This window comes from Albibacillus kandeliae (assembly GCF_003116585.1).
Lineage (GTDB): Bacteria > Pseudomonadota > Alphaproteobacteria > Rhodobacterales > Rhodobacteraceae > Albibacillus > Albibacillus kandeliae.
The window spans coordinates 1,066,835-1,090,685 of record NZ_QEHM01000001.1; the positions used below are offsets into that span (position 1 = coordinate 1,066,835).

Annotated in this window: 24 protein-coding genes; 11 read left to right on the plus strand and 13 right to left on the minus strand. The window is 65.6% G+C overall.

Annotation, left to right across the window (positions count from 1 at the left end; all coding sequences use genetic code 11):
• Nucleotides 1-15: 15 nt before the first annotated feature.
• The 5 genes from ntrX to dusB form a co-directional block, all read right to left on the minus strand.
• Nucleotides 16-1,431 (minus strand): nitrogen assimilation response regulator NtrX, encoded by a 1,416-nt coding sequence (gene ntrX / locus DDT93_RS04995; RefSeq protein WP_109464667.1) that lies wholly within the window; start codon nucleotides 1,429-1,431, stop codon nucleotides 16-18.
• Entirely contained in the window at nucleotides 1,428-3,647 is a 2,220-nt protein-coding gene (locus tag DDT93_RS05000) for a sensor histidine kinase NtrY-like (protein WP_109464668.1), read from the minus strand. Before DDT93_RS05000 ends, ntrX begins: the two co-directional genes overlap by 4 nt.
• Nucleotides 3,648-3,829: 182 nt before the next feature.
• Complete coding sequence (locus DDT93_RS05005) at nucleotides 3,830-5,197, minus strand: response regulator (RefSeq protein WP_109464669.1); 1,368 nt, start codon at nucleotides 5,195-5,197, stop codon at nucleotides 3,830-3,832.
• Between the two features lie 5 nt (nucleotides 5,198-5,202).
• On the minus strand, nucleotides 5,203-6,282 hold the full coding sequence (locus DDT93_RS05010) for a two-component system sensor histidine kinase NtrB (RefSeq protein ID WP_109464670.1): 1,080 nt from the start codon (nucleotides 6,280-6,282) through the stop codon (nucleotides 5,203-5,205).
• Nucleotides 6,279-7,208 (minus strand): tRNA dihydrouridine synthase DusB, encoded by a 930-nt coding sequence (dusB, locus tag DDT93_RS05015; RefSeq protein ID WP_232825369.1) that lies wholly within the window; start codon nucleotides 7,206-7,208, stop codon nucleotides 6,279-6,281. Before dusB ends, DDT93_RS05010 begins: the two co-directional genes overlap by 4 nt.
• 267 nt (nucleotides 7,209-7,475) lie before the next feature.
• Here dusB and DDT93_RS05020 point away from each other — a divergent pair, with 267 nt between their 5' ends.
• From DDT93_RS05020 to DDT93_RS05030, 3 genes are read left to right on the plus strand one after another with little or no spacing between them, the layout of a single operon-like run.
• Nucleotides 7,476-8,612, plus strand: coding sequence for a bifunctional 2-C-methyl-D-erythritol 4-phosphate cytidylyltransferase/2-C-methyl-D-erythritol 2,4-cyclodiphosphate synthase (locus DDT93_RS05020; RefSeq protein ID WP_109464672.1), 1,137 nt, complete (start codon nucleotides 7,476-7,478; stop codon nucleotides 8,610-8,612).
• The gene (locus DDT93_RS05025; RefSeq protein ID WP_109464673.1) at nucleotides 8,609-9,106 is read left to right on the plus strand and encodes a phosphatidylglycerophosphatase A family protein; all 498 of its coding nucleotides are present in this window, start codon (nucleotides 8,609-8,611) and stop codon (nucleotides 9,104-9,106) included. Before DDT93_RS05020 ends, DDT93_RS05025 begins: the two co-directional genes overlap by 4 nt.
• The gene (locus tag DDT93_RS05030) at nucleotides 9,103-9,585 is read left to right on the plus strand and encodes a CinA family protein (protein WP_109464765.1); all 483 of its coding nucleotides are present in this window, start codon (nucleotides 9,103-9,105) and stop codon (nucleotides 9,583-9,585) included. The genes DDT93_RS05025 and DDT93_RS05030 overlap by 4 nt, the downstream gene beginning before the upstream one ends.
• Here DDT93_RS05030 and DDT93_RS05035 read toward each other — a convergent pair.
• From DDT93_RS05035 to DDT93_RS05045, 3 genes are all read right to left on the minus strand, one after another.
• Nucleotides 9,570-10,019 carry a type II toxin-antitoxin system RatA family toxin gene (locus DDT93_RS05035; protein ID WP_109464674.1) on the minus strand — a complete coding sequence of 150 codons (450 nt, stop codon included), beginning with the start codon at nucleotides 10,017-10,019 and terminating at the stop codon, nucleotides 9,570-9,572. The genes DDT93_RS05030 and DDT93_RS05035 overlap by 16 nt on opposite strands.
• Before the next feature lie 143 nt (nucleotides 10,020-10,162).
• Complete coding sequence (locus DDT93_RS05040) at nucleotides 10,163-10,594, minus strand: hypothetical protein (protein ID WP_109464675.1); 432 nt, start codon at nucleotides 10,592-10,594, stop codon at nucleotides 10,163-10,165.
• A 338-nt stretch (nucleotides 10,595-10,932) separates the two neighbouring features.
• Nucleotides 10,933-11,496 (minus strand): hypothetical protein, encoded by a 564-nt coding sequence (locus DDT93_RS05045; protein ID WP_109464676.1) that lies wholly within the window; start codon nucleotides 11,494-11,496, stop codon nucleotides 10,933-10,935.
• Nucleotides 11,497-11,680: 184 nt separating this feature from the next.
• Here DDT93_RS05045 and hpt point away from each other — a divergent pair, with 184 nt between their 5' ends.
• Nucleotides 11,681-12,229 (plus strand): hypoxanthine phosphoribosyltransferase, encoded by a 549-nt coding sequence (hpt, locus tag DDT93_RS05050; protein WP_109464677.1) that lies wholly within the window; start codon nucleotides 11,681-11,683, stop codon nucleotides 12,227-12,229.
• Here the strand turns inward: hpt and DDT93_RS05055 are convergent.
• Complete coding sequence (locus tag DDT93_RS05055) at nucleotides 12,210-13,079, minus strand: LysR family transcriptional regulator (protein WP_198654764.1); 870 nt, start codon at nucleotides 13,077-13,079, stop codon at nucleotides 12,210-12,212. The two genes, hpt and DDT93_RS05055, sit on opposite strands and share 20 nt — an antisense overlap.
• Nucleotides 13,080-13,177: 98 nt before the next feature.
• Here DDT93_RS05055 and DDT93_RS05060 point away from each other — a divergent pair, with 98 nt between their 5' ends.
• Together DDT93_RS05060 and DDT93_RS05065 are read left to right on the plus strand one after the other, a co-directional pair.
• Nucleotides 13,178-13,648, plus strand: coding sequence for a c-type cytochrome (locus tag DDT93_RS05060; RefSeq protein ID WP_109464679.1), 471 nt, complete (start codon nucleotides 13,178-13,180; stop codon nucleotides 13,646-13,648).
• 81 nt (nucleotides 13,649-13,729) lie between these two features.
• Nucleotides 13,730-14,614: a cytochrome c gene (locus DDT93_RS05065; protein ID WP_109464680.1), complete on the plus strand. Its 885-nt coding sequence runs from the start codon at nucleotides 13,730-13,732 to the stop codon at nucleotides 14,612-14,614.
• A 41-nt stretch (nucleotides 14,615-14,655) separates the two neighbouring features.
• On the opposite strand, the gene DDT93_RS26710 is transcribed toward DDT93_RS05065, so the two are convergent.
• Nucleotides 14,656-14,820 (minus strand): hypothetical protein, encoded by a 165-nt coding sequence (locus DDT93_RS26710; RefSeq protein ID WP_198654765.1) that lies wholly within the window; start codon nucleotides 14,818-14,820, stop codon nucleotides 14,656-14,658.
• Nucleotides 14,821-14,830: 10 nt separating this feature from the next.
• Nucleotides 14,831-15,784 (minus strand): lipoyl synthase, encoded by a 954-nt coding sequence (gene lipA / locus DDT93_RS05070; RefSeq protein WP_109464681.1) that lies wholly within the window; start codon nucleotides 15,782-15,784, stop codon nucleotides 14,831-14,833.
• Between the two features lie 270 nt (nucleotides 15,785-16,054).
• Between lipA and DDT93_RS05075 the strand changes: the two genes are divergently transcribed.
• Nucleotides 16,055-16,948 carry a hypothetical protein gene (locus DDT93_RS05075; protein ID WP_109464682.1) on the plus strand — a complete coding sequence of 298 codons (894 nt, stop codon included), beginning with the start codon at nucleotides 16,055-16,057 and terminating at the stop codon, nucleotides 16,946-16,948.
• A 224-nt stretch (nucleotides 16,949-17,172) separates the two neighbouring features.
• A complete protein-coding gene (locus DDT93_RS05080) occupies nucleotides 17,173-17,721 on the plus strand; it encodes a peroxiredoxin (RefSeq protein ID WP_109464683.1) in 549 nt (182 codons plus the stop codon).
• A 54-nt stretch (nucleotides 17,722-17,775) separates the two neighbouring features.
• Here the strand turns inward: DDT93_RS05080 and DDT93_RS05085 are convergent, their stop codons facing one another.
• Entirely contained in the window at nucleotides 17,776-18,915 is a 1,140-nt protein-coding gene (locus DDT93_RS05085; RefSeq protein ID WP_109464684.1) for a DUF6456 domain-containing protein, read from the minus strand.
• Between the two features lie 253 nt (nucleotides 18,916-19,168).
• On the opposite strand from DDT93_RS05085, the gene DDT93_RS05090 reads away from it, so the two are divergent.
• Nucleotides 19,169-19,579, plus strand: coding sequence for a DUF6477 family protein (locus DDT93_RS05090; protein WP_109464685.1), 411 nt, complete (start codon nucleotides 19,169-19,171; stop codon nucleotides 19,577-19,579).
• Here DDT93_RS05090 and DDT93_RS05095 read toward each other — a convergent pair.
• Entirely contained in the window at nucleotides 19,534-21,078 is a 1,545-nt protein-coding gene (locus tag DDT93_RS05095) for a trimethylamine methyltransferase family protein (RefSeq protein ID WP_109464686.1), read from the minus strand. The two genes, DDT93_RS05090 and DDT93_RS05095, sit on opposite strands and share 46 nt — an antisense overlap.
• 209 nt (nucleotides 21,079-21,287) lie before the next feature.
• Between DDT93_RS05095 and DDT93_RS05100 the strand changes: the two genes are divergently transcribed.
• Both DDT93_RS05100 and guaA read left to right on the plus strand, forming a co-directional pair.
• Entirely contained in the window at nucleotides 21,288-22,082 is a 795-nt protein-coding gene (locus DDT93_RS05100; RefSeq protein WP_157960101.1) for a delta-class carbonic anhydrase, read from the plus strand.
• Nucleotides 22,083-22,229: 147 nt separating this feature from the next.
• Entirely contained in the window at nucleotides 22,230-23,807 is a 1,578-nt protein-coding gene (guaA, locus tag DDT93_RS05105; protein WP_109464687.1) for a glutamine-hydrolyzing GMP synthase, read from the plus strand.
• Nucleotides 23,808-23,851 lie beyond the last annotated feature (44 nt).

Genomic DNA, 23,851 nt, shown 5'->3' on the forward strand with positions numbered 1-23,851 from the left:
CGGGCCGTCGCACCGTCACTCGGCGGCTTCCACTGCGTCCTCGTCCACGTGGGCGATGCGGGTGCCCGACTTGGTCGAGGTCACCACGCCCAGCGACTTGAGCTTGCGGTGCAGGGCGCTGCGCTCCATCCCGACAAAGGCGGCGGTGCGGCTGATGTTGCCGCCGAACCGGTTGATCTGGGTCAGCAGGTATTCGCGCTCGAATGCTTCCCGCGCCTCGCGCAGCGGCAGGGTCGCCAGCGCGCCAGACAGGACAACACGGCCCTCCTGCCCGCCCTTTTCTTCCTCGCTCGGCAGTTCGCGCGCCTCGATCGGACCGGTGCCCTCGCCAAGGATCAGCACCCGCTCCACGAGGTTCTTCAGCTGGCGCACGTTGCCCGGCCAGGTCATCGTCTGCATCAGCGCGACCGCCTCGTCCGAGAGTTCGCGGATCGGCAGGCCCTGGGCCGCATTGCACTGCGAGATGAAATGCTCGGCCAGCACGGGGATGTCCTCGCGCCGTTCCTCCAGCGAGGGCACGCAGATCGGAACCACGTTCAGCCGGTGATAGAGCTCCTGCCGGAACCGCTCGGCGGCGATCTCGGCCTCGAGGTCGCGGTTGGTCGAGGAGATCACCCGCAAATCCACCCGCACCTTGTCCGAACCGCCGACCCGCTGGAACTGCTGGTCGACCAGCACCCGGAGGATCTTGGACTGGGTGCCGATCGGCATGTCGGCGACCTCGTCAAAGTAGATCACCCCGCCATGCGCTTCTTCCAGCAGACCGGATTCGATGCCACGCTCGGGCGTTTCCCGCCCGAACAGCACCTCTTCCATCCGCTCCGGCTCCACCCCGGCGCAGTTCACCGTGACAAAGGGGCCGCCCGCGCGGTTGGAATGGGCGTGAATGTAGCGTGCGGCAATCTCCTTACCCGAACCAGCCGGGCCGGTCAGCATCACCCGACCGTTGGACTTGGTAACCTTGTCGAGTTGCCCCACGAGGGCGCGGAAGGCCGCGCTCTGCCCGATCATGTCGGCGCTGGTGACTTCCCGGCGCTTCAGCGAGGCGTTCTCGCGGCGCAGGCGCGAGGTTTCCATCGCGCGGCGGATCACCACCATAAGCTGGTCAATGTTGAATGGTTTCTCGATGAAGTCGTAGGCGCCCTGCTTGATGGCGGCCACCGCGATCTCGATGTTGCCGTGGCCCGAGATGATCACCACCGGCACATCCGGGTTGTCCCGTTTCACCGTCTTGAGGATATCGATCCCGTCCATTCGGCTGTCCTTCAGCCAGATGTCGAGGATCAGCAACGCCGGGGGTTCGGCGTTGATGGCATTCATGCATTCGTCGGAATTGCCTGCGAGACGGGTGGCAAAGCCCTCGTCTTCCAGAATGTCAGAGACCAGTTCGCGAATGTCGCGCTCATCGTCCACGATTAGAATATCACTCATGTCGATCCTGCTTCTTCTTTTGTTTTGCCCGCCGACTTCTTCGGCGCGTCCTGGGTGAATTCGCCCGCTACCGGGCCGGCCGACAACCGTATCACGGCCATCGCACCGAAATGCTCTTGTCCTTCAAAGACCGGCGCGTCCTGGAGGCTGAGACTGCCGCCGTGTTCTTCGATGATCTTCTTGACGATGGGCAGGCCAAGGCCGGTTCCCTCGTCCCGGGTGGTCACATAGGGCTCGAACAGACGGGCCCTGTCCTCCGGCAGACCAACGCCGTTATCTGCAATGGTAATCTCGAATTCGTTGTTGTCCCGCCGCAGCCGGATGCGGATCTCGGGGCGCAGGTTGTCCGGCGCGCCCTTCTCCTTCAGCGTCTGGATCGCCTCGCCCGCGTTCTTTATCAGGTTGGTCAGCGCCTGGCTCAACATGGTCGCGTCCACATCGGCGGTCATCGGCGCATCGGGCAGGTCGATGGCAAAGTGCACCTCGGGCTGACCCGACTGCTGCAACAGGGTGGCGTCGCGCACCAGAGTGACGAGGTTCTCGGGCTGGCGGTCCGGCTCGGGCATCCGCGCGAATTTCGAGAACTCGTCGACGATCCGCCGCAGATCGCCGGTCTGGCGGATGATGACATCGGTCATCGACTCCAGCCGGTCGCTGTCGTCGCCGACCATCGGTGCGAACTTGCGCTTGATGCGCTCTGCCGAGAGCTGAATCGGCGTCAGCGGGTTCTTGATCTCGTGGGCAATGCGGCGGGCCACGTCACCCCAGGCCGCCATCCTCTGGGCACTCACAAGGTCCGACACGTCGTCAAAGGCCACCACGTAACCATCCAGCGACCCATCCTCGTTGCGCCGCGTGGCCATCCGCACCAGCAGGGTCTCCATGGTCGAGTTGCGGGTGACCTTCACCTCACCCTGAACCACCTCGCTGCCCTGGCTGCGCAGCGTCTGGTAGAGCGGACCGAATTCAGGGATCGCGACCGCCAGCGCCAGGCTCTGCTCGTCGCCCGACCAGTCCAGCAGCCGCTCGGCCGAGCGGTTGACGAAGGTCACGCGCCCCTGCGGGTCGAGCCCGACGACCCCCGAGGTTACCGACGAGAGCACGGAATCGAACAGGCGCCGCCGCCGCTCGATCTGGCGCGTGTTGTCGAGCAGCGTCTCGCGCTGCCCCTTCAACTGACGCGTCATCTGGTTGAAGTAACGGCCCATCATGCCGATCTCGTCCTCGCTGCCCTGCTCGGGCACCTGCACGTCGAGGTCGCCTGCGCCAACGCGCTGCGCCGCCATGATCAGCCGCCCGACGGGGTTCGAAAGCCGCTCGGCGAACCAAAGGCCGAGCCACACCGCGGCGAGGATCAGGATCACGGCAAAGCCGAGGTAGAGCAGCGCGAATTCAAAGACGACGCGGCCCCGTTCCTTCTCGAGCTGCTGATACAGCCGCGTAGTTTCCTGGGTCTCGTCCAGCAGGTTCAGGATCTCGCCGTCCACCTCGCGGCTGACATAGAGGAACCGGTCAACATAGGTTTCCAGCGGCACGAGGGCGCGGAACTCGTTGTAATCCCAGTCCTGAATCACCGCAAAGCCCGTGTCGCGCGCCTCGGCGATCTGTTCGGGCGTGGGGCGCTCGAAGTCAAAAAGATACGAGCGCTCGCCGCGCGCCCGCAATTCACCGGTACCGTCGATGATGTAGGATTCGCGCAGCCCGCGCTGGATCTGCGATTGGGTCTGACCTAGCGCCTGCCGCAGTTCGGCGTCGTTGATGAAGAGGTTCGCGCGGTGCCCGTCGTCAAGGAACCCGGCCAGCGCCTTGGCGTCCTCCTCGAGGTCCGCGCGCTGTTCGTACTCGTAGGCCTCGGCCGCTGCCAGCGACGAGCCCACCACGCGGCTGACCCGGTCCGAGAACCAGCCTTCGAGGCCGATGTTCACGGTGAGCCCGGCAAAGATCGCGACGAGCACGGTCGGCAACAGCGCGATCAGCGCGAAGACGCCGATCAGGCGCAAATGCAGCCGCGACCCGGCTGACTTGGCTCTTCGCGCAGCGATGATCCGGGCCAGTTGGCCCAGCACCAGTGCGGCGACGACCAGCACATAGACGAGGTCGGCCAGCAGGATGAATCGCAGCCCGAGATTCGACGGACCGCGGTCGAACACGCCAAGCGCAAGGAACGTCGCCAGCGCAAGCACGGGTCCGAGAACCACCAGCCCGAGCGTGGCCATGTTCTGAGCGCGACGCGTCCGGCGCCAACGATTGAACGCCTGGAAGGGTCGGTTTTGTGACCGGGATACCACCCGCTGCCCTCACCTTGATGTGCCGCTTTTGCGGCTTACCGCCAAATGTCGTGGTCGGACCGGTTGTCACGTACAGTGTGAAACCGGTCCGCCACGCTTCTGTGGCGATTTTACATCAACTTGCGGCGCCGTGTCACCTGAATATCGAGGTCAGAAATTTTCTTTCGCAGGGTATTGCGGTTGATCCCGAGCAGATCGGCACATTTAGCCTGATTCCCGCCGGTTGCCTCGAGTGCGATCTCGATCAGCGGCGCTTCGACCTCCCTGAGGATCCGGGCGTAAAGGCCCGGCGGAGGAAGCATATTGCCGTGCAGATCGAAGTAGCGGCGCAGGTGACGCTGGACCGAAGCCGCCAGCTTCTCGCCGTCGCCACCACCCAGCACGGGCTCCATTTCGGGCTGGCTGCCAAGCACCTGCTCGACCTCGACCCGGGTGATCTCGTCGGCCCGGCTGGTCAGCACAAGGCGACGAATCGCGTTTTCCAGCTGACGCACGTTGCCCGGCCAACTGTAGGCGCGGAACAGTTCTTCGGCCTCTTCCGAGAGCCAGCGCTTGGGCGCGCCCTCCCGCTCCGCGCGGGCCAGAAAGTGCTGGGCCAGCAGCGGCACGTCGTCGACCCGCTCCCGCAGCGCAGGAACGTGGATCGTCGCCCCGCTCAGACGATAGTAGAGGTCTTGCCGCACGCGGCCCGCCTCCATCGCCGAGGTCAGGTTGTTCTGGCTGGTCGCCATAAAGCGCGGCACGTGATCGCCGGGCGCATCCATCATCCGCACGATGCGGGCCTGAATCTCGTCGTCGATGTCCGCAATCTCGTCGATCAGAACGGTCCCGCCCTTGACCCGGGCCAGCACCCGCGCCGGGCCTTCGAGGTCGCGCAGATCGGCGGCGGTGACTGTCACGAAAGGCAGCGTACGACGGTCCGAGAAGTCATGAATCGCGCGTGCAATCAACGACTTGCCGGTCCCGCTTTCACCCGAGATCAGCACCGGCAGGTCGGTATTCATGACCCGCGCCACGAGGCGGTAGAGCGATTGCATCACCTGCGTCCGGCCCACCAGCGGCAGGTCGTCGGGGCGCTCGTTCACCTCCTCGCGCTTTTCCGACGGGGTGTGCCGCTTGAGCTCCAGCGCACGCGCGGTCCGCTTCATCAGGTCGGGAAGGTCGAAGGGCTTCGGCAGGTAGTCGTAGGCTTCCGCCTCCGCTGCCTGGATCGCGGTCATGATGGTGTTCTGGGCAGAGATCACGATGACCGGCAGGCCCGGACGGTCCTGGCTGATCTTCGGCAGCATCTCGAGCCCGTTTCCATCGGGCATCATCACGTCGGAGATCACGACGTCGCCCTTTCCTTCGCCGACCCAGCGCATCAGCGTGGTCAGCGAGCTCGTGGCGTGCACCTTGCACCCGGCGCGGGTCAGCGCCTGGGTCAGGACCGTACGGATCGTGCGATCGTCGTCGGCGACGAGAACAGTGCCATCCATTATCGTTACTCCTTGGGTTTTGCCGCGCGGGGGACTCGCGGCAGGGACAGGCGAAAGACGGTGCGGCCGGGGACCGAGGTCACGGAGATCCAGCCGTCGTGGTCCGAGATGATCTTCGAGACCAGCGCCAGCCCGAGGCCGGTGCCGTTCTCGCGCCCGGACACGAAGGGATCGAAGATGTCATCCTTGATCTTCTCCGGCAGGCCCGGACCATCGTCGATGATCTCGACCTGCAGCGGCAACGACTGGCCGGTGCCATCGCTGCGGCGCAGGCGGAAGGAATGCTCGAAGTACGAGTGGATGCGAATGGTTCCGCCTTTGGGATCAGCAGCTTCCGAGGCGTTCTTGAGAAGGTTCAGAACCACCTGCAACAACTGGTCCGGGTCACCGTAGGCCAGCGGCAGCGAGGGATCGTAATCCTCGATGATCTTCATGTGGGCGCCAAAGCCCAGCAGCGCGGACCGGCGCGCGCGGTCCAACACGTCGTGAATGTTCACCGCCTTCTTGTCGGGCGGGCTGAGATTGCCGAACTGCTCGACCTGTTCCAGCAGCTTCACGATCCGCCGGCTCTCGGCCACGATCAGATCGGTCAATTCCAGATCGTCGGCAGAGAGGTTCATCGACAGCAGTTGCGCCGCGCCGGTGATCCCGGCCAGCGGGTTCTTGATCTCATGGGCAAGCATCTCGGCCATGCCGATGGCGGATTGCGCCGCCGATTTCACCGAATGGCTCTGGGTCATCCGCCCGGCCAGTTCGCGCGGGGTGATCAGCAGGATCATGTGCCCCTCGCGTCCGGCCAGCGGCGCAATCTGCATGGTGCACTGCAGCGGCGCGCGGTTGACCGAACCCACATCGACATCGTTCACGAACAGCGGCGTGCTGTTCTGGCGCGCCTTCAGAAAGGCTTCCTCGATCGGGGTATCGACGCTGATCTGTTCCCAGACGGGATGCCCCGAAACAGTCTTGGTCGAGCTGTTGAGAAAGCCTTCACCGGCGGAGTTCACATCGGTGATGTTGTCGTTCTCGTCGATCAGGAAGGCCGGAACGGGGAGCGAGGCCCAGATGGCGCAATCGTCGTTGCTCATGCTGCAACCTGCCGGGTTTGGGCCAGCGCCTCGGGCAACAGGCGCAGCACCTCGGCTGCGTCCTTGCGGGTCAGGACAGCGCGGCGCAACTCGGCGCCGGTCCCGGCCTCGTCCATGTACCAGCCCAGGTGCTTGCGGGCCACGCGCAGGCCCAGATCGTTTCCGTAAAAGCTGAGCATTGCCTCGTAATGTCTTGAAACCATGTCGACAAGATCGTCGCCCTCTGGAACCTCGGGTGCCGGTGCGTCCCAGATCGCATGGGCGATCGCCGCCAGTTGCCAGGGGCGACCCTGTGCACCGCGTCCGACCATCACGCCATCGGCGCCGGACTGATCCAGCGCGCTCTGCGCCGTTCCCGCGTCGACGATATCGCCATTGGCGATCACCGGGACCGAGACCGCATCGCGCACTGCGCGGATGGCGGCCCAGTCGGCCCGGCCCTTGTAGAACTGGCAGCGGGTGCGCCCGTGGATGGTGACCATGCGGACCCCGGCGGATTCGGCGCGGCGGGCGATGTCCGGGGCATTCAGCAAGTCGTCGTCCCAGCCCAGCCGGGTCTTGAGCGTGACCGGCACGTCAACCGCCTCCACCACCGCTTCGATCAGCCGAAGCGCGTGGTCGGGCGTCTTCATCAGCGCCGAACCGGAATAGCCGTTGGTCACCTTCTTCGCGGGGCAGCCCATGTTGATATCAATGATCCGCGCACCGCGATCCGCGACCTGGCGCGCGGCCTCGGCCATCCAGTGCGCCTCGCGCCCGGCCAGCTGAACCGCCGTGTTCTCCACATCGGCACTCAGTTCGGCGCGCTCACGCGTACCGGGGCGGGCCTGGACCATTTCCTGGCTTGCCACCATCTCGCTCACCACGAGTCCGGCCCCGAACCCCATCACGAGATCGCGAAAGGGGCGATCCGTGATTCCGGCCATGGGCGCCAGAAACACGGGAGGCGTCAGTGTTTTCTCATCGAGTCGGACGGTCAAATGCCTAAACCTTGTGCATCTGAGGCGGTTCTATCGAAATCGCTGCAACCGCACAATGAACCGGGCCGTGAACGCGCGCAGGTTTGAACCACATGCCCAAAAATTAGGCACACCGGCGTGGGCGATTGCGTCATACCGCGTCTCCCCTTAGACAGGGTCCGCAAAGGCGCCCGGGGCACCGTAATCCGAAACTTCGCAGGGCATGAACCTTCCATGATCACCGCCGCTCTGATCGTGGCCGCCGGACGCGGCGAACGCGCCGGGGGCGGACTGGCCAAGCAATGGCGCACCATCGCTGGCCGCCCCCTGCTCGACCACACCATCGCAGCCTTCCGGAATGCCCCCGGCATCGGACCAATCGCGGTCGTGCTGCCCGCGGGCGACACCGACGCAGCCAGCCGCTTCGCCTCGGCCGGCCTGATCCTCGCCGAAGGTGGCAGCGACCGCTCATCCTCCGTCCGCCGGGGTCTGAATGCGCTGGCCGGAGCAACGCCTGACCGTGTTCTGATCCATGACGGCGCCCGCCCCTGCGTGCACCCCGATCTGATCGCCCGCATCGTGGACGCGCTCGACAGCGCTCCCGGTGCGGCGCCCGCCCTCGCCGTGACCGATGCGCTCTGGACCGGCGACGGCGGCGATGTGACCGGCACCCGCGACCGCTCCGGTCTCTATGCGGCGCAGACCCCGCAGGGGTTTCACTACGCGGCCATCCGCGCGGCGCATGCCGCCCATCCGGGTGGCGCCGCCGACGACGTCGAGGTCGCCCGAGCCGCGGGCATGGCGGTCCGGATCGTCGAGGGCGATCCGGACAATCTGAAGGTAACGCGCCCTGGCGATTTCGCCCGGGCCGAACGACTGCTGGGAGGACGAATGTCAGTAAGGCTGGGAAACGGGTTTGACGTGCACCGCTTCGGCGAGGGAGACCACGTGACGCTTTGCGGTGTCGCGGTCCCCTACGGGCGCGGCCTGCAGGGACACTCCGACGCCGACGTCGGAATGCACGCGGTCACCGACGCGATCTATGGCGCGCTGGCACGCGGCGATATCGGCCAGCACTTCCCGCCGAGCGACCCGCAGTGGAAAGGCGCGGCCAGCGGTATCTTCCTGCGCCACGCCGTCGCCCTCGCCACCGAGATGGGCTGGCGGATCGGCAACGTCGACTGCACCCTGATCTGCGAGGAACCCAAGATCGGGCCCCACGCGGCCGCAATGCGCGCCGCAATGGCCGAGATCATGGGGCTCGACGCCGACCAGGTCTCGGTCAAGGCGACAACGTCCGAACGGCTCGGCTTCACCGGCCGTGGCGAGGGGATCGCGGCGATGGCCACCGCGACGCTGGTGGCGGCATGAACCTAGCCCGCGCCATCGGAACCGTCGCCGGAATCGGCTACCTCCGCCCCGCCCCCGGCACCTGGGGATCGCTGGCCGCCCTGCCCCTCACCTGGCTCCTGCACGTGGTTGGCGGCTTTCCCCTCGTCCTGACGGCGGCGGCGGCCATCTTCATCCTCGGGGTCTGGGCGACCACTGTGATCACCGAGGGCAGCACCAGCCACGATCCCTCCGAGGTCGTGGTGGACGAGGTCGTCGGCCAGATGATCGCGCTGATGGCGCTGTCCTACCCGGCCTGGAACATGGGGATCGAGATCACCCGCCTCTGGCCCGGCTGGATCGCGGCCTTTGTCCTGTTCCGCCTGTTCGACATCTGGAAACCCGGCCCCGTGGGCTGGGCAGACCGGCGCGAAGACCCGCTCGGGGTCATGCTGGATGACGTCATCGCAGGTATCTTCGCCGCGCTCGGCGTGATGGTCATGGCAGGGGTCTGGCATGGTGTGATGGGATGGTGAACGTCCCCGCCCTCCTCGACCGCGCCCGCGCCCTCGGCCTGCGCATCGCCACCGCCGAAAGCTGCACCGGCGGCATGGTCGCCGCGGCGCTGACCGACATTTCCGGCTCCTCCGACGTGGTGGACCGTGGGTTCGTGACCTATTCGAACGCGGCCAAGCAGGACATGCTGGGCGTCCGCGCGACAACGCTCGAGGCAGTCGGCGCGGTGTCAGAGGACGTGGCCCGGGAAATGGCCGAGGGCGCGCTTGCCCACTCGGCCGCGCAACTGGCCGTCTCCATCACCGGCATCGCCGGTCCCGGCGGATCCGAGTTCAAGCCCGAGGGACGCGTCTGTTTCGGACTGGCCGCTGCGGGGCGCGAGACGCTGACGGAAACGGTGGAGTTCGGGGCCCTCGGCCGCAGCCAGGTGCGCGAAGTGGCGCGCGACCATGCCCTCACCCTGCTGGTTCAGGCGCTAGAGGCTCAGGACGCGCCGTAGAGTTCCGCCGCGCGGTTCTCGAAGGCGCGCACGATCCGCTGCATCGCCTCGTTGAAGACAAGGCCGATCACCTTCTGCAGGATCGCGTTCTTGAACTCGAAATCCACGTAGAAGGAGACCGCGCAGCCACCTTCTGCCTCGGTAAAGCTCCACTGCGACTTGAGATACTTGAACGGCCCGTCCAGGTACTCGGTGTCGATCTTGCGGTCTGCCGGCCAGAGGGTGACGCGGCTCCCGAACTTCTCGCGGAAGACCTTGAAGCTGATCACCAGGTCGGCCTCCATCACCTCGGACGCGCCCTCGGCATAGCGACGGCGAATCCGCGCGGCGGCACACCACGGCAGGAACTCGGGATAGCGCGCGACATCGGCGACGAGGTCGTACATCTGCTGGGGAGCGTAAGGCAGGTGGCGGGTTTCGGAGTGGGTCGGCATGAACTCGGGCTGGCTGGTGTTTCGGTCCGCACCCGCGTCTCTCCTATCTTTGTCCCGAAAGATCAAGGCGCGGATGCCCGGATCCGCGCCTCTCCGCCCCGGGGCGGCGCATTCGGAGGCGGTTCAGGCCCGCCCGTTCACGATCACGTGCGGATATCGACACCCGGCCAGGGCTTGCTGGCCTCGTCGAACGGCCCGTCCTGCCCCTCGGTCGCGCGCGCCTCGGCTTCCAGCCGTTTCCAGTCCGGCACGAGATCCTCGGGAGATACCGCGTATTTCATCACCATGAACCGTTCGCCAAAGGTGTCGCTGAGGTCAAAGTCCTGCCAGACCGCGCGGTAGTGCTCGTAGGAGAGCTGTTCCTGCTGCTGGCCCTGATCCTCTCGGTCGCGCTGATAGGCCCCGCTGTCCGGGTTGCCGTCCGTGGCCACGCCAGCCCCTTCTCCCCCGCCGGCATCGCCGGTGGCCGCGACCGCGTCAGGGCCTTCCCCGTCCCCGGTCTCGATCGGCGCGGGGTTGGTCAGCTTGTCTAGGTTCGGGTCCACGATACCCGTTGCGAGCGGGAGCACTGTCATATGCGCGTCCTGAGATGCCTGTATGACCTTTTGTCCCACAGAAAAATGGCAATTTATCAGCAGTTTAACCGCTCGGTGTCAAAACTGCGGCACTGCGACATACCGGTCGGAAATCGAATTATTCTGATATTTTACAGAATGTTATGTGGTTATCGCCGGGAGAGCCGGAAAACAAATTGCGGCAAAATCGTGGCAAAAGGCCCCGAGCATGGGCTCCACACCGGCTCATCTAAACCGACGTCCCGAAAAGCCCTTTGAATCGAGTGGGATACCGGGACGCTCCCGGGTGGAACAGGGGCCGGGACAGACCCGGCCCCCATTCGAACAGGCCACCCGGATCAGGCGGCGACGTCCAGCTTGGACGAGCCAGCCGAGGTTCCTGCGCTGAGGATACGCTGCGCCGAGCTGCCGGAGACGGAAACGCTCGAGTCCTCGCCGACCTGGCTCAGCACCAGCTGCGAGAGGTAGCGGTTGTTCTCGGCAACGGCAAAGTCGCGCGACCGGTTGGCCGACGAGGCCGTGCTCGGCGCGCCGCTGTCAGCCTGCGACGCACGGACAAAGCCCGACGCTCCGGCCCCTGCCGCGCTACCCCCGGCATCCACTGGGCCGGTCTCGGAAGACGAGTCAGCGACCGCATCCGCGACACTGCCCGACGCCGCGCCCGAATTGCCCGATCCTTCGGACGCCGAGGTCTCCGCGCCGGTGTCCTGACCGGACGACGACGCGCCATCGTTCGACGTTTCGGAGCTGCTGGAGGTTTCGGCGATGGTCTCTTGCGAGCTTTCGTCAGCCTGCGCCGCGTTCGAGGAGTTGGCGTTGTCGCTGGCTGCCGAGCTGGAACTGGAGCCCGAGTTCGAGCCCTGGTACCAGTAGGATCCGCCAAGGGCGGAAATGAGTGACATATTGAGTTCCTTCAGGTTTTAGGTGAATTCTCTCCTCCGGGCCAAAGATGGCATTTCTGCAGCGCAGAATAGCGAATTTGTGGTCATTTCGAGGTAACTTGCGATAGCATGCACGGCAGGGTTGCACCGCCCGGGGGAACGCAGGAAATCCTGCGAAATCAGATGGAAAGATCAGAGGAACAGGATGGCTGACAAACCCTACGTGATTGACGAGATGATCTCGGCCAAGGCAATCGCCGCGCGGATCGAGGCGCTCTGCCGCGAGATCGTCTCCGAGTTCTCGGATACCGAGAAACTGGTTGTCGTCGGCCTGCTTCGCGGCAGTTTCGTCTTCATCGCGGACCTCGTGCGCGAGCTCGACCTGCCCATCGAGGTCGACTTCCTCGAAGCCTCCTCCTACGGCAACAGCACCGAGAGCAGCCGCGAGGTGCGCATCCTGAAAGACCTCCGCAACGCCATCGAAGGGCGCGACGTGCTGGTCGTCGAGGATATCGTCGATACCGGCTACACCCTCAGCCACGTGACCAACCTGCTGCGCAGCCGCAAGCCCGCCCGCCTGAAAACCATCGCCCTGCTCGACAAACCCAGCCGCCGCGAGGTCGAATTCCGGGCCGACTGGATCGGCTTCGAGATCCCCGACGCCTTTGTCGTCGGCTATGGCATCGACTACGCCCAGCGGAACCGGAACCTGCCCTTCATCGGCAAGGTCCGCTTTACCGAACCGGCGTCGTAACCGCCTCTCCCACCGAGGACGCCGCGAGGAACTCCCGGATCCGGTCACAGACGATGCGGATACGGGGCACCTGCCGCAGCGCGCCGTAGGTCGCCACCCAGACCGGCACGCTGGCGGCGGGCATCAGCCCGTCCCGACGCTCCAGCCCGGGGCAGCCGTCGCCCACATAGCCCGGCAGCACGGCCAGCCCCATCCCCGCCCGCGCCATTTCGCGCAGGACAAGAAAGCTGTCGGCGCCCGCCACGATGTCCTCGGGCGCGACATTGGCGGTGATCCAGCGCGCCGGGTTCGAGCGCGCCAGCGGCCCGGTCAGGCCAAGCCAGCGATCCTCGACGCCCGGGGCGCTATAGGGATGAAACGAGAAGCGCGTGCAGACCTCGCCGGTCATGTCCTCGGGCAGCCGCTCGGCCGGACGCACGGTGATATCCGCCTGAAGCCGGGAGAAATCGAGGTGCCCGTTCGAACTCATCAGGTCGACCCGCAATTCGGGCGAAAGGCGGTTCAGCTCGGCGATCAGCGGCGGCAGCACCATCTGGCAGAGGGAATCGGTCGAGGCGACTCGCACCACCCCCCGCAACGGGGCCCGCGCGCCGTGCATCAGGCGCTCGACCACCAGCACGGAATTGGCCACGTCGCGCGCCGCGTCGATCACAGTTGCGCGATCCGGCAGCACCCGGTAGCCGGTCGCCGTCTTCTCGAACACAGGGCCGCCCTGCTCTTCCTCAAAGGCCGCGACACGCCGCAGAACCGTTGCGTGGTTGACGCCAAGGCGTCGCGCCGCCGCGCTGACCGAGCCGTCCTCGGCCACCGCCAGCACAAAGCGCAGATTGTCCCAGTTGGAGCTGTGCAAGATTGTGGACCCCTTATGCAGCATTACGCAGTATAGGTGTAACCGGGCCCATGTATACTCGCCCGTGTTTTGACGATCACCCAGGGAGACCCAGATAAATGACGTTGAAAGCCACCCTCATCGCGGGCCTTGCAGCCGCGTCGGTCATTGCGTCCGCCGGACTTGGACTGGCGCAGGAGGAAAAGAAGAACCCGGTTGTCGAAGCGCGTCAGTCGCTGATGCACCTCTATGCCTTCAACCTCGGCCTGCTTGGCGGCATGGCCAAGGGCGAGATCGAGTATGACGCCGAGGCCGCCGGGGCCGCCGCGTCGAACCTCGCCGCGCTGGCCGCGACGGACCAGACGCGCATCTGGGCCGAGGGCACCGACAACGCGACACTCGGCGACAGCACCGAGGCGCTCCCCGCCATCTGGGAGAACAGCGACGACTTCGCAGCCAAGCGCACCGCGCTGGTCGAAGCCTCGGCCACCATGGCGGATGCCGCCGGGGGCGGCCTTGAAGGGCTGCGCGGCGCGATGGGCGCGCTCGGCGGTGCATGTGGCGGTTGCCACAAGGCCTATCGCAAGTAATCTTGCGTCGTACACAGGGGCGATGGCGGTGGTCGTACCGCCTTCGCCCTTTTCATGTCCGCCAGACCCAAGGGCCCAGCCATGCGCAGACTGTTCCGGATCCTCTTCTTCTTGATCGTTGTCGGCGCAGGCGCCTTCTGGGTGCTCTCCCGCCCCGAGACACTACCTACCGACGCCATGGCCGGGCTGACCGCCGATCCGGGGCACGGCGAAACGGTGTTCTGGGCGGGCGGCTGCGCCTCCTGCCACGCGGCACCGGGGGCCCAGGGCGACGACAGGCTTGTGCTGGCGGGCGGTTACCGGATCGAGAGCCCCTTCGGCACCTTCGTCGCGCCGAACATCTCGCCCTCCGAGGCCGGGATCGGCAACTGGAGCGCCGAAGACCTCGCCAACGCTCTGATCCGTGGTGTTTCGCCCGGTGGCGAGCACTACTACCCGGCCCTGCCCTATACCACCTACGCGCATATGACCCTGCAGGACGTGGCCGACCTCAAGGCTTTCATGGACACGCTGCCCGCCTCCGACACCGCCAACCAGCCGCATGAGTTGTCCTTTCCCTTCACCGTGCGGCGCGGGCTTGGCCTGTGGAAACGGCTCTACCTGACCGAGGATTGGGTGCTGCCCGCCCAGACGCCCGAGATCGAGCGCGGCCGCTACCTCGTCGAAGCGCTGGGGCACTGCGCCGAATGCCACACGCCGCGCAACCAGTTCGGCGGGCTGGACAAGACCCGCTGGCTGCAGGGCGCGCCGAACCCCTCGGGCAAGGGCCAGATCCCCGGCATCGCCCCGGGCAAGCTCGACTGGACCGCCGAGGACATCGCCTATTATCTGGAATCCGGTTTCACCCCGGACTTCGACAGCGCGGGCGGAGAGATGGCCGACGTGGTCTCGAACATGGCCCACCTCACCCCCGAGGACCGCGCGGCAATCGCCATCTACATCAAGGCGGTCCCGGAAGCGAAGTGAGCTTGTTGGGATAGACCGGGGCGGCCTGTGCCGCCCTCGTCTCAATCCGTCTTCTTGGCTTCCGCGGCCGCCTTCATGCGGGCGATCAGATCGGCCTTGGGCGCTGCCTTGCCAAAGGGGTTCTTGTCGGTCCCTTTCGCGTTGTGTTCCTTGTGGCGCGGTGCGCCCTTGGGGCCCTTGGAGCCACCGGATTTGCTGTAGTCCATGCGATCCTCCTCAGGCCAGGCCCAGTTTCTTCTGACGGGCGTCCCGCAGGCGGGCGAAGTCGTCGCCCGCGTGGTAGGACGAGCGGGTCAGCGGCGTGGCCGAGACCATCAGGAACCCCTTGCCATAGGCGGCCTTCTCGTAGGAGGCGAACTCCTCGGGTGTCACGAAGCGATCCACGGCGTGGTGCTTGGGCGTCGGCTGCAGGTACTGGCCGATGGTCAAAAAGTCGATGTCGGCGGCGCGCATGTCTTCCATCACCTGGATGACCGACTGCCGGTCTTCGCCCAGCCCGACCATGATGCCGGACTTGGTGAACATCGACGGGTCCAGTTCCTTGACCCGCTGCAGCAGGCGCAGCGAATGGAAGTAGCGGGCGCCGGGGCGCACCTCCGGGTAGAGACCCGGCACCGTTTCAAGGTTGTGGTTGAACACGTCCGGGCGCGCCTCCACCACCACTTCCAGCACCGAGGGATCGCAGCGGATGAAGTCCGGGGTCAGGATCTCGATGGTGGTATCGGGGCTGCGGTGACGGATCGCGCGGATGGTCTGGGCGAAATGGTCCGCGCCGCCGTCCTTGATGTCGTCCCGGTCAACCGAGGTGATCACCACGTGGTTCAGCCCCAGCTTTTCGACCGCATGGGCCACGCGGCCCGGCTCGAAAGCGTCCAGCGCCTCGGGCGGCTTGCCGGTGGCGATGTTGCAGAAGGTGCAGGCGCGGGTGCAGACCTCGCCCATGATCATCATGGTCGCGTGGCCCTGGCTCCAGCATTCGCCGACGTTGGGACAGCCCGCTTCCTCGCAGACGGTCACCAGCTTGTTCTCACGCATGATACGCGCGGTGTCGGCATAACCCTTGCCACCGGGCGCCTTGACGCGAATCCACGCTGGCTTCTTGGGCTGGGCGTTGTCGGGGCGGTGAGCCTTTTCCGGGTGGCGCTGGGCGGGAATCTTTAGATCGCGCACGAGTCCTTGACCTTTGAGCTAAGCCGGGATCGGCCGGCAGGTTGAGGTGTAACATAACGCTCCGGCGCGGAAAGAGCCAGCCATGCAAACCGGGTATGTCCTGCGCCGGACACCCGCGGCCACAGGCTGGGTTCCCGGGCCTGTGTGTCCCAGTTCACAGACTTTTGCTCGGCCACCGTTGTTTCATGCTAGGGTGCCCGAAACGACTGGCCCGGCAGACATGGCCAGCAGCAGCCGCACCCCCGGCAGGCGGAGGAACAGGAGACGGTCATGTCGAAGGTCTGGGAAAAGTTTCAAACCGATTTCAAGAAGATGCAGCCCAAGCTGAAAGCCATCAAGGTCTCCGAGGGAGAGAAGCTGCGCAAGCAGATCCTCACCGACCTGAAAAAGGCATGGGACCTCGAAGACGCCCTGCGCGAGGCGGTGGAGGCCGCAAAGACGAATGGGGTCACCGGGTCCAAGCTGGCCGACTTCATGAAGGACGGCGACTTCTCCAAGGCGATGACCGCATGGAAGAAGGCCCTCGCCGATCACAAGGGCTCCATCGCCAAGCTCAAGGAATTCCACGCCAAGGCTCGCGACCAGTATGACGAGCTGAAACACGACTGCGACGCCGTCATCAAGGATGTGAAGAAGGCCAAGCAACCGCCTGCGAACAAGAAGGAAATCGACACCACGATCAAGTCCGCCGAGAAGGAACTGTCGGAACTCGAAAAGGCGCTTTCCGTTTATGGCAAGCTGAAGGCGCCCGAGCTGTTCTACGGCGCGCAGGAGGACAGGACGGCCGAGGTGATCCTCAAGAAGGAAGCCAAGAAGTCCGGCGGCGGGGGCGAACTCCCCAAGGTGCTGGACGACAAGGTGTCGAAGAAGAACCTCAAGCTGGCCGAGAACATCGACAACAAGATCGCCGAGCTCTGCAAGTCGGCCGAGGATCAGGCAAAGACCGATCCGCGCAAATCCAAAGCCGCGATGAAACTCGCGGAAAAGGAACTCGCCAAGCTGAAGAAGCTGCACGACAGCTACGCCGAGGCCGCCAAGAAACAGGCCAAGGAGATCGCCGCCGCGCCCAACAAGAAGGAGTTGGAAAAGGTGATCAAGGCAATCGGCGATCACTACGCCATGTGCGCCGACTCGGTGAAACACGTCTCCAAGGAAATCGCCTGACCAAGCTCCGCTTCGTCCGGTTCCGAAGCTGCACAAATTCTTGACAGGACCGGCCCCATTTTCGGGCAGTCGGACCCCGAATGTCAGTCTCTGGATGCATAGCGGTCTGCCATCGCCCCGGAATGCGCGCCCCCCGCTTGAGCCTCTGACGGAATCGTCTTAGTCAAAGCCGCAATGCAGCATTGCGCTGCGGCATTGTCTGAACGAGACCGAAAGGACCCCCCATGAAAACCGGCTACAAGCTGCCCGAAGTGACCTTCCACACCCGTGTGCGCGACGACAGCATCGAGGGTCCGAACCCGTTCCGCTGGGAAGACAAGACCACTGCCGACTACTTCGCCGGCAAGCGCGTCGTCCTGTTCTCGCTCCCGGGCGCCTTCACCCCGACCTGCTCGACCTACCAGCTGCCGGGCTTCGAGAAGGGCTTTGCCGACTTCGCGGCTCAGGGCGTCGACGACATCTACTGCATGTCGGTCAACGACAGCTTCGTGATGAACAAGTGGGCCGAGAACCAGGGCCTCGTGAACGTCAAGGTCATCCCCGATGGGTCGGGCGAGTTCACCCGCCGCATGGGCATGCTGGTGCGCAAGGACAACCTCGGCTTCGGCCTCCGCTCGTGGCGCTACGCCGCCATCGTCAACGATGGCGTGATCGAGGCATGGTTCGAAGAGCCGGGCCTGTGCGACAACCACGGTGAAGACCCCTATGGTGTCTCCTCGCCCGAGACCCTGCTGACCTGGCTCAAGGAAAACACCAAGGTCGAAGCCGCATAACCGGCGAGCCTTCTCAAGACAGCGAAAGCCGGGCCCTGCGCCCGGCTTTTTTCGTTATCCGATCATGCGGCTCGGGGCCGAGGGGCTCTCGTAGTGGCGCTGCAGCCGTTGCAGCGCGATGCGCAGCACGATCTTTCCCGATCTGGCCGACCACCCCAGCCGCCGCTCCGCGGTCTCCAACCCCTCCAGAAAGCAGCAGCATCGCAGCGCGACATCGCTGAGGCCCGGGCCGAGGTCCGACAGAGCCCGCGCCACCCGGTCCCTCGCGCTGGAGGGGCCGTCGAGCACCCCGGATTCGGGCCGGTACGGGCCCCGCGCGCCGCCGGTCAGGAACTTGTCCCAGTTCTGCGTCACCCGCGGCCCCATCTGGGCCAGCTCGAAATCCTCCCGCAGACGCTCCCCGGCGCGCACCAGCGCGTCCTCGAGAAACGGGCGTCCATCCCTGTCACGCCGCCGCGCCAGCGCCACCAGCGGGCTCTCGGCCATGTTGTAGCGCACCCGCCGGGGCCTCTCGGTCTCTGGGTCCTGCACCGTCTTGTCGCCCCAGCGCCCCGCGACTGTGTCATAGGGCGCCTGCGCCTCCGCCATCCCGGATTCACGCGCACTGCGCTGACGGTTCTCGTCTTCGGCCAGCAGGCGGCTCAGCGCGCTGCGCCCCGATGCGGTGATATAATAGCGACTGATCCGGCCCGGCGCGCTGCAGGCGATCCAGCCGTTCAGCGACATCGCCTGCGCCGTCTCGGCCTCGACCACTGCGGTCCGGGTGCTCCGCCCCGAAGGGTCATCGCGAACCACCACCGCCTTTTCCATGTTCTCGGCCACCGCAAGCACCGCGCCCGCCTCGCACAGGCGGCGCAGCACGCGCAGGGCGTCACGGTTGAAGCTGGTGCAATCCGGTAGGGTCGCGGCTTGGGAGGATTGTGCTGTCATCTCGGTATCTGTCCTTTGCTCCTGGATGATCTCGGAAGGCTGTCGCACCACGTCGCGCGCCAGCGCGACCAGGGCCGTGTCGATCAGGGGATCGTCACGACGCGTCTCGACCCGGCGGATCTGGCGCAGCACGGTGGACGCATGGCATCCGGACCGCCGTGCGATGTCGCGGATCGCGATCCCGCAGACCGTGTGCAACAGGTAACGCTGTGCCGGATCCGGCACCCAGCCCGGCATCTGCGCCAGGAATGGGTCATGTCTCATAGTGCGCCCTCGAGTCCCCCGATCCGCCGGCGTCTGGCCCCACCCTGCCCCGGTGTTTGTTCACCTCTTGTTAACCACAACCTAGGGTGGTCGTGGTTACCCATTCGTTAACACATAGAATTTGCTGAATGTTACTAACGCGATAATAAACAACGCTTAATCGTGCGAACGCCAAAGCGCCCACATCCGCAACACCGCAACAGGTTGATTATAAATCTCGCCACTTCCGTGCATACGAGGAGAGGACGAGCCGATGCAGGATCCCTACACAATGCTCGCCGCGACAAGGCGTCCCCGGCTGCTGATCCGGGCCGCCCGGTTCGGCGCCCGCGATTACAGCCGCAACCGCCACCTGCGCAGGCTGCTGGGCTACGGCACGCTGCCACGGCCCGCCGTGGCGGTGATGCGGCTCATCGATATCGAGAAAGGTCTGGACGATCTGCGCCGCGACAGGGACGCGGGCTATTCGCTGGTCCGGCACCTGGATGTCCTGATCGCCTTGATCGGCGAGGCCCGGCTGTTGCAGGCCCATCAGCCTGCCGGGGAGCCCACACCGGCCAGCGATCGGCCGGGTCGGGAAAGGCGGGCCACGGACGCGGTGGTCCGTGGCCCGTCAGGTCACATGAACGCGTCGGGCATCGAGGCCTTCTTCTCAGCGACATAGGCGTTCAGTGCTTCGGCAATGGCCGGGTCGAGCGCGGGCTGCTGGTAGGTGTCGAGCATCTGGCGCACCTTGATCGAGGCGAGCGACTGGGTGTCGCGCGCGCCTTCTTCTTCCCATGTCTCGAACGGCTTGTAGTCCAGCACGTTGGTCCGCCAGAAGGCGGTCTTGAAGTTCTCCTGCGTGTGGGCGCAGCCGAGGTAGTGGCCACCGGGGCCCACTTCGGCGATGGCGCCCATCGCCTGATCATCCTCGGTCACGCTGACGCCCTGCGCCAGCTTGTGCAGCACGCCCAGCTGGTCGGCATCCATCACGAATTTCTCGTAGGAGGACACCAGACCGCCTTCGAGCCAGCCGCAGGCGTGGAGCATGAAGTTCACCCCGCCCAGCAGCGCGGCGTTCAGCGTATGCGCGCTCTCGTAGGCCGCCTGGGCATCCGGCAGCTTGGAGCCGCAGAGACCACCGCCCGAACGGAACGGCAGATTCATCCGGCGGGCCAGCTGGCCCGCGCCATAGAGGATCTGGCTGGCCTCGGGCGTCCCGAAGGTCGGCGCGCCGGAGTTCATGTCGATCGAGGTCACGAAGGCCCCGAAGATGACCGGCGCACCGGCCCGCACCAGTTGGTTGTAGGCGATGCCGGCCAGCACCTCGGCCAGAACCTGCGTCAGCGTCCCGGCCACCGAGACCGGGGCCATCGCGCCACCCACGATGAAGGGCGACAGGATGCAGGCCTGATTGTTGCGGGCATAGACTTCCATCGAGCCCATCATCACGTCGTCGAAGGTCATCGGCGAGTTCACGTTGATGAGCGAGGTCATCACCGTGTTCTCCTGCACGAAGTCCTTGCCGAAGAGAACCTCGCACATCTCGACCGAATCCTGCGCCCGGCTCGGCTCGGTGACGGAGCCCATGAAGGGTTTGTCCGACAGGGTCATGTGCGCCATCAGCATGTCGAGGTGGCGCTTGTTGACCGGGATGTCTGTGGGTTCGCAAACCGTCCCGCCCGAGTGGTGCAGCCACTTCGACATGTAGCCGAGCTTCACGAAGTTCCGGAAGTCTTCCATCGTGGCATAGCGGCGGCCACCTGCGGCGTCGCGCACGAAGGGCGGGCCGTAGACCGGGGCGCAGACGAGGGTCTTGCCGCCGATCACCACCGATTTCTCGGGGTTGCGAGCATGCTGGGTATAGACGGAGGGTGCGGTGGAGCAGAGCTTGCGGGCCAGACCACGCGGAATGCGGACGCGCTCGCCCTCGACATCGGCCCCCGCGTCGCGCCACAGCTGCAGCGCGCCCGGGTTGTTCACGAAGTTGACGCCGATCTGCTCCAGCACCGTCTCGGCGTTGTGCTCGATGATCTCGAGTGCTTCCTCAGTCAGGATCTCGAAGTTCGGGATGTTGCGTTCGATGTACTTCGCGGTCTCGATCACCACGGCCGTGCGTTCGGCGCGTCGGGCCGCGCCGCCGCCACCCCTTGCCCTGCGCTTCATCTGTGTGTCTGACATGGCCGTCGCTCCGAAATGATCAGTCCTTTGGCGTCCTATTACCCGATGGCCGCGGGGGCCCGAATGGATTTTGCGTCGCATCCGGGGGAAAAGCGACATGCGCGCGACGGCAAGCGACTCCGCGCCCCTCCCGGACCGCCTCCGGCCTTAAGGATTCGTTCAACCCTGCCGGTGTAGAGAAGGATCAGACCGACCCCGGAGGGATCCCCATGCACCACCTGTTCCGTTCAGCACTCGTTGCATCGACGCTCTGCCTTCTCCCCGCGATGGCCCCTGCCGAAACGACCTGCCGTGGCTTCGGCCCCCAGACCCCGCGCGACATCTCTGATGCCACCGGCTACAACCCGCGCCTGTTCGGCCCGGCCCCTGCGCCGGAACGGCTGAACCTCTGCAACATCCACACCCACACCAATGCCGAGCACAAGGGCCCCGGCTTCTCGGTCTCCGCCGGTGACGGCGAACACGGCGGCTGGCGATGCGCGGGCTCCGACGCGCTGACGCCCGCCGAGCTCGAGGATCCGACCAACGGGCACGGTGCGTTTCACGGCGTCAAACCCGGCGACACGATCGAGGTGCACTGGGTCTACACCTCTTGCGACGTGACGCCCGGGCCGGGGCTGGGCTCGTGCCTGTCCTCGGCCTGCGCCAACCCGCAACTGCGGGTGGAGGCGCAGGTGTTCCTGCTGGTCAACGACCCGACCGCGACTGATTTCTCCGAGTTCACCTATGCCGGGTTGCAACCCACCGGGGTGCACCAGCCCCGCTCCCTGCCTGCCGGAACCGGAACGCCAGTGGTCTTTGCCGGGTCCACGACCGGCCCCAGCTATACCGAGTCCACATGTTCACCCATGCAGGTCACGTGGAGCGTCCGGCCAAGCTGCGCGCGTATGGACATCTCCTCGCTCCACGCATGGGCCGAGAACGGCAACGTCTTCGAGGAAGACCACAGCCACGGCGTCCGCCAACTCGTGACCGCGCCGGAACTGCTCTCGCCGATCAACTAACCAAGGCGGCGCTCCGGCGACATCGGCGTTCCATGACTGCCCTCACGAGGGCGCGATTACCCGGGCCCACGGGCAGAGCGGGCACTTGACGTGCGCCCGGTTTCAAGAGGACTTGCGCAGAATGCTGTGACGCCCTAGGAGGCGGACATGGATCAGACACAGCACGACCGGCTCCTCATTATCGACTTCGGCAGCCAGGTGACGCAGCTCATCGCGCGGCGCCTGCGAGAGCTGAATGTCTATTGCGAAATCCACCCCTACCAGAACGTCACCGACGCCTTCCTCGCGGAATTCGCGCCCAAGGCCGTGATCTTCTCGGGCGGGCCCGACAGCGTGACCCGCGAGGGCAGCCCGCGCCCGCCGCAGACCGTCTACGACATGGGCGTGCCGATCCTCGGCATCTGCTATGGCCAGCAGGTCATGATGCAGGACCTGGGCGGCCGCGTCGAAGGCGGCAAGATCTCGGGCGGTGGCGGCACCGCCGAGTTCGGCCGCGCCTATGTCACCCCCTCGGACGAACGGATCGACCTGCTGGCCGGGTGGTTCCTTGAAGGCCGCGAACAGGTCTGGATGAGCCACGGCGATCACGTCGCCGCGCTGGCCCCGGGCTTCGAGGTCTATGGCACCTCGCCGAACGCGCCCTATGCCATCACCGCAGATGTCAGCCGCAACTTCTTTGCCGTCCAGTTCCACCCCGAGGTGCACCACACCCCGAACGGTGCGACGGTCTACGAGAACTTCATCAAGCTCGCCGGGTTCAAGGGCGACTGGACGATGGCCGCCTACCGCGAAGAGATGATCGAGAAGATCCGCACGCAGGTGGGCGACGCCAAGGTGATCTGCGCCCTCTCCGGCGGCGTCGACAGCTCGGTCGCCGCCGCGCTGATCCACGAGGCCATCGGCGAGAACCTGACCTGTGTCTTTGTCGACCACGGCCTGCTGCGCCTGAACGAGGCCGAGGAAGTCGTGGGCATGTTCCGCGACCACATGAACCTGCGGGTGATCCACGCGCAGGAACAGGACCTGTTCCTCGGCGAGCTCGAAGGCGTTTCGGACCCCGAGACCAAGCGCAAGATCATCGGCAAGCTGTTCATCGACGTGTTCCAGAAATACGCCGACCAGATCGACGGCGCGCAATTCCTCGCGCAGGGCACGCTCTATCCCGATGTCATTGAATCGGTAAGCTTTTCAGGCGGTCCCTCGGTCACCATCAAAAGCCACCACAACGTCGGCGGCCTGCCCGAGAAGATGGGCCTCAAGCTGGTCGAACCACTCCGCGAACTGTTCAAGGACGAAGTCCGCGCGCTGGGTCACGAACTCGGCCTGCCGGCCTCCTTCATCGGCCGCCACCCCTTCCCGGGGCCGGGCCTCGCCATCCGCTGCCCCGGCGAGATCACCCGCGAAAAGCTCGAGATCCTGCGCAAGGCCGATGCCGTCTACATCGACCAGATCCGCAAGCACGGTCTTTATGACGAGATCTGGCAGGCCTTCGTGGCGATCCTCCCGGTCCGTACCGTGGGCGTCATGGGCGACGGTCGCACCTACGACTATGCCTGCGCCCTGCGCGCGGTGACCTCGGTCGACGGGATGACGGCGGACTACTACCCGTTCAGCCACGAATTCCTCGGCGAGACCGCAACGCGGATCATCAACGAGGTGCAGGGCATCAACCGCTGCACCTACGACATCACCTCCAAGCCCCCGGGCACCATCGAGTGGGAATGAGGGCGCGGCGCACGCGCCCCTGCCCGCCCCATCCGAACAGCGGA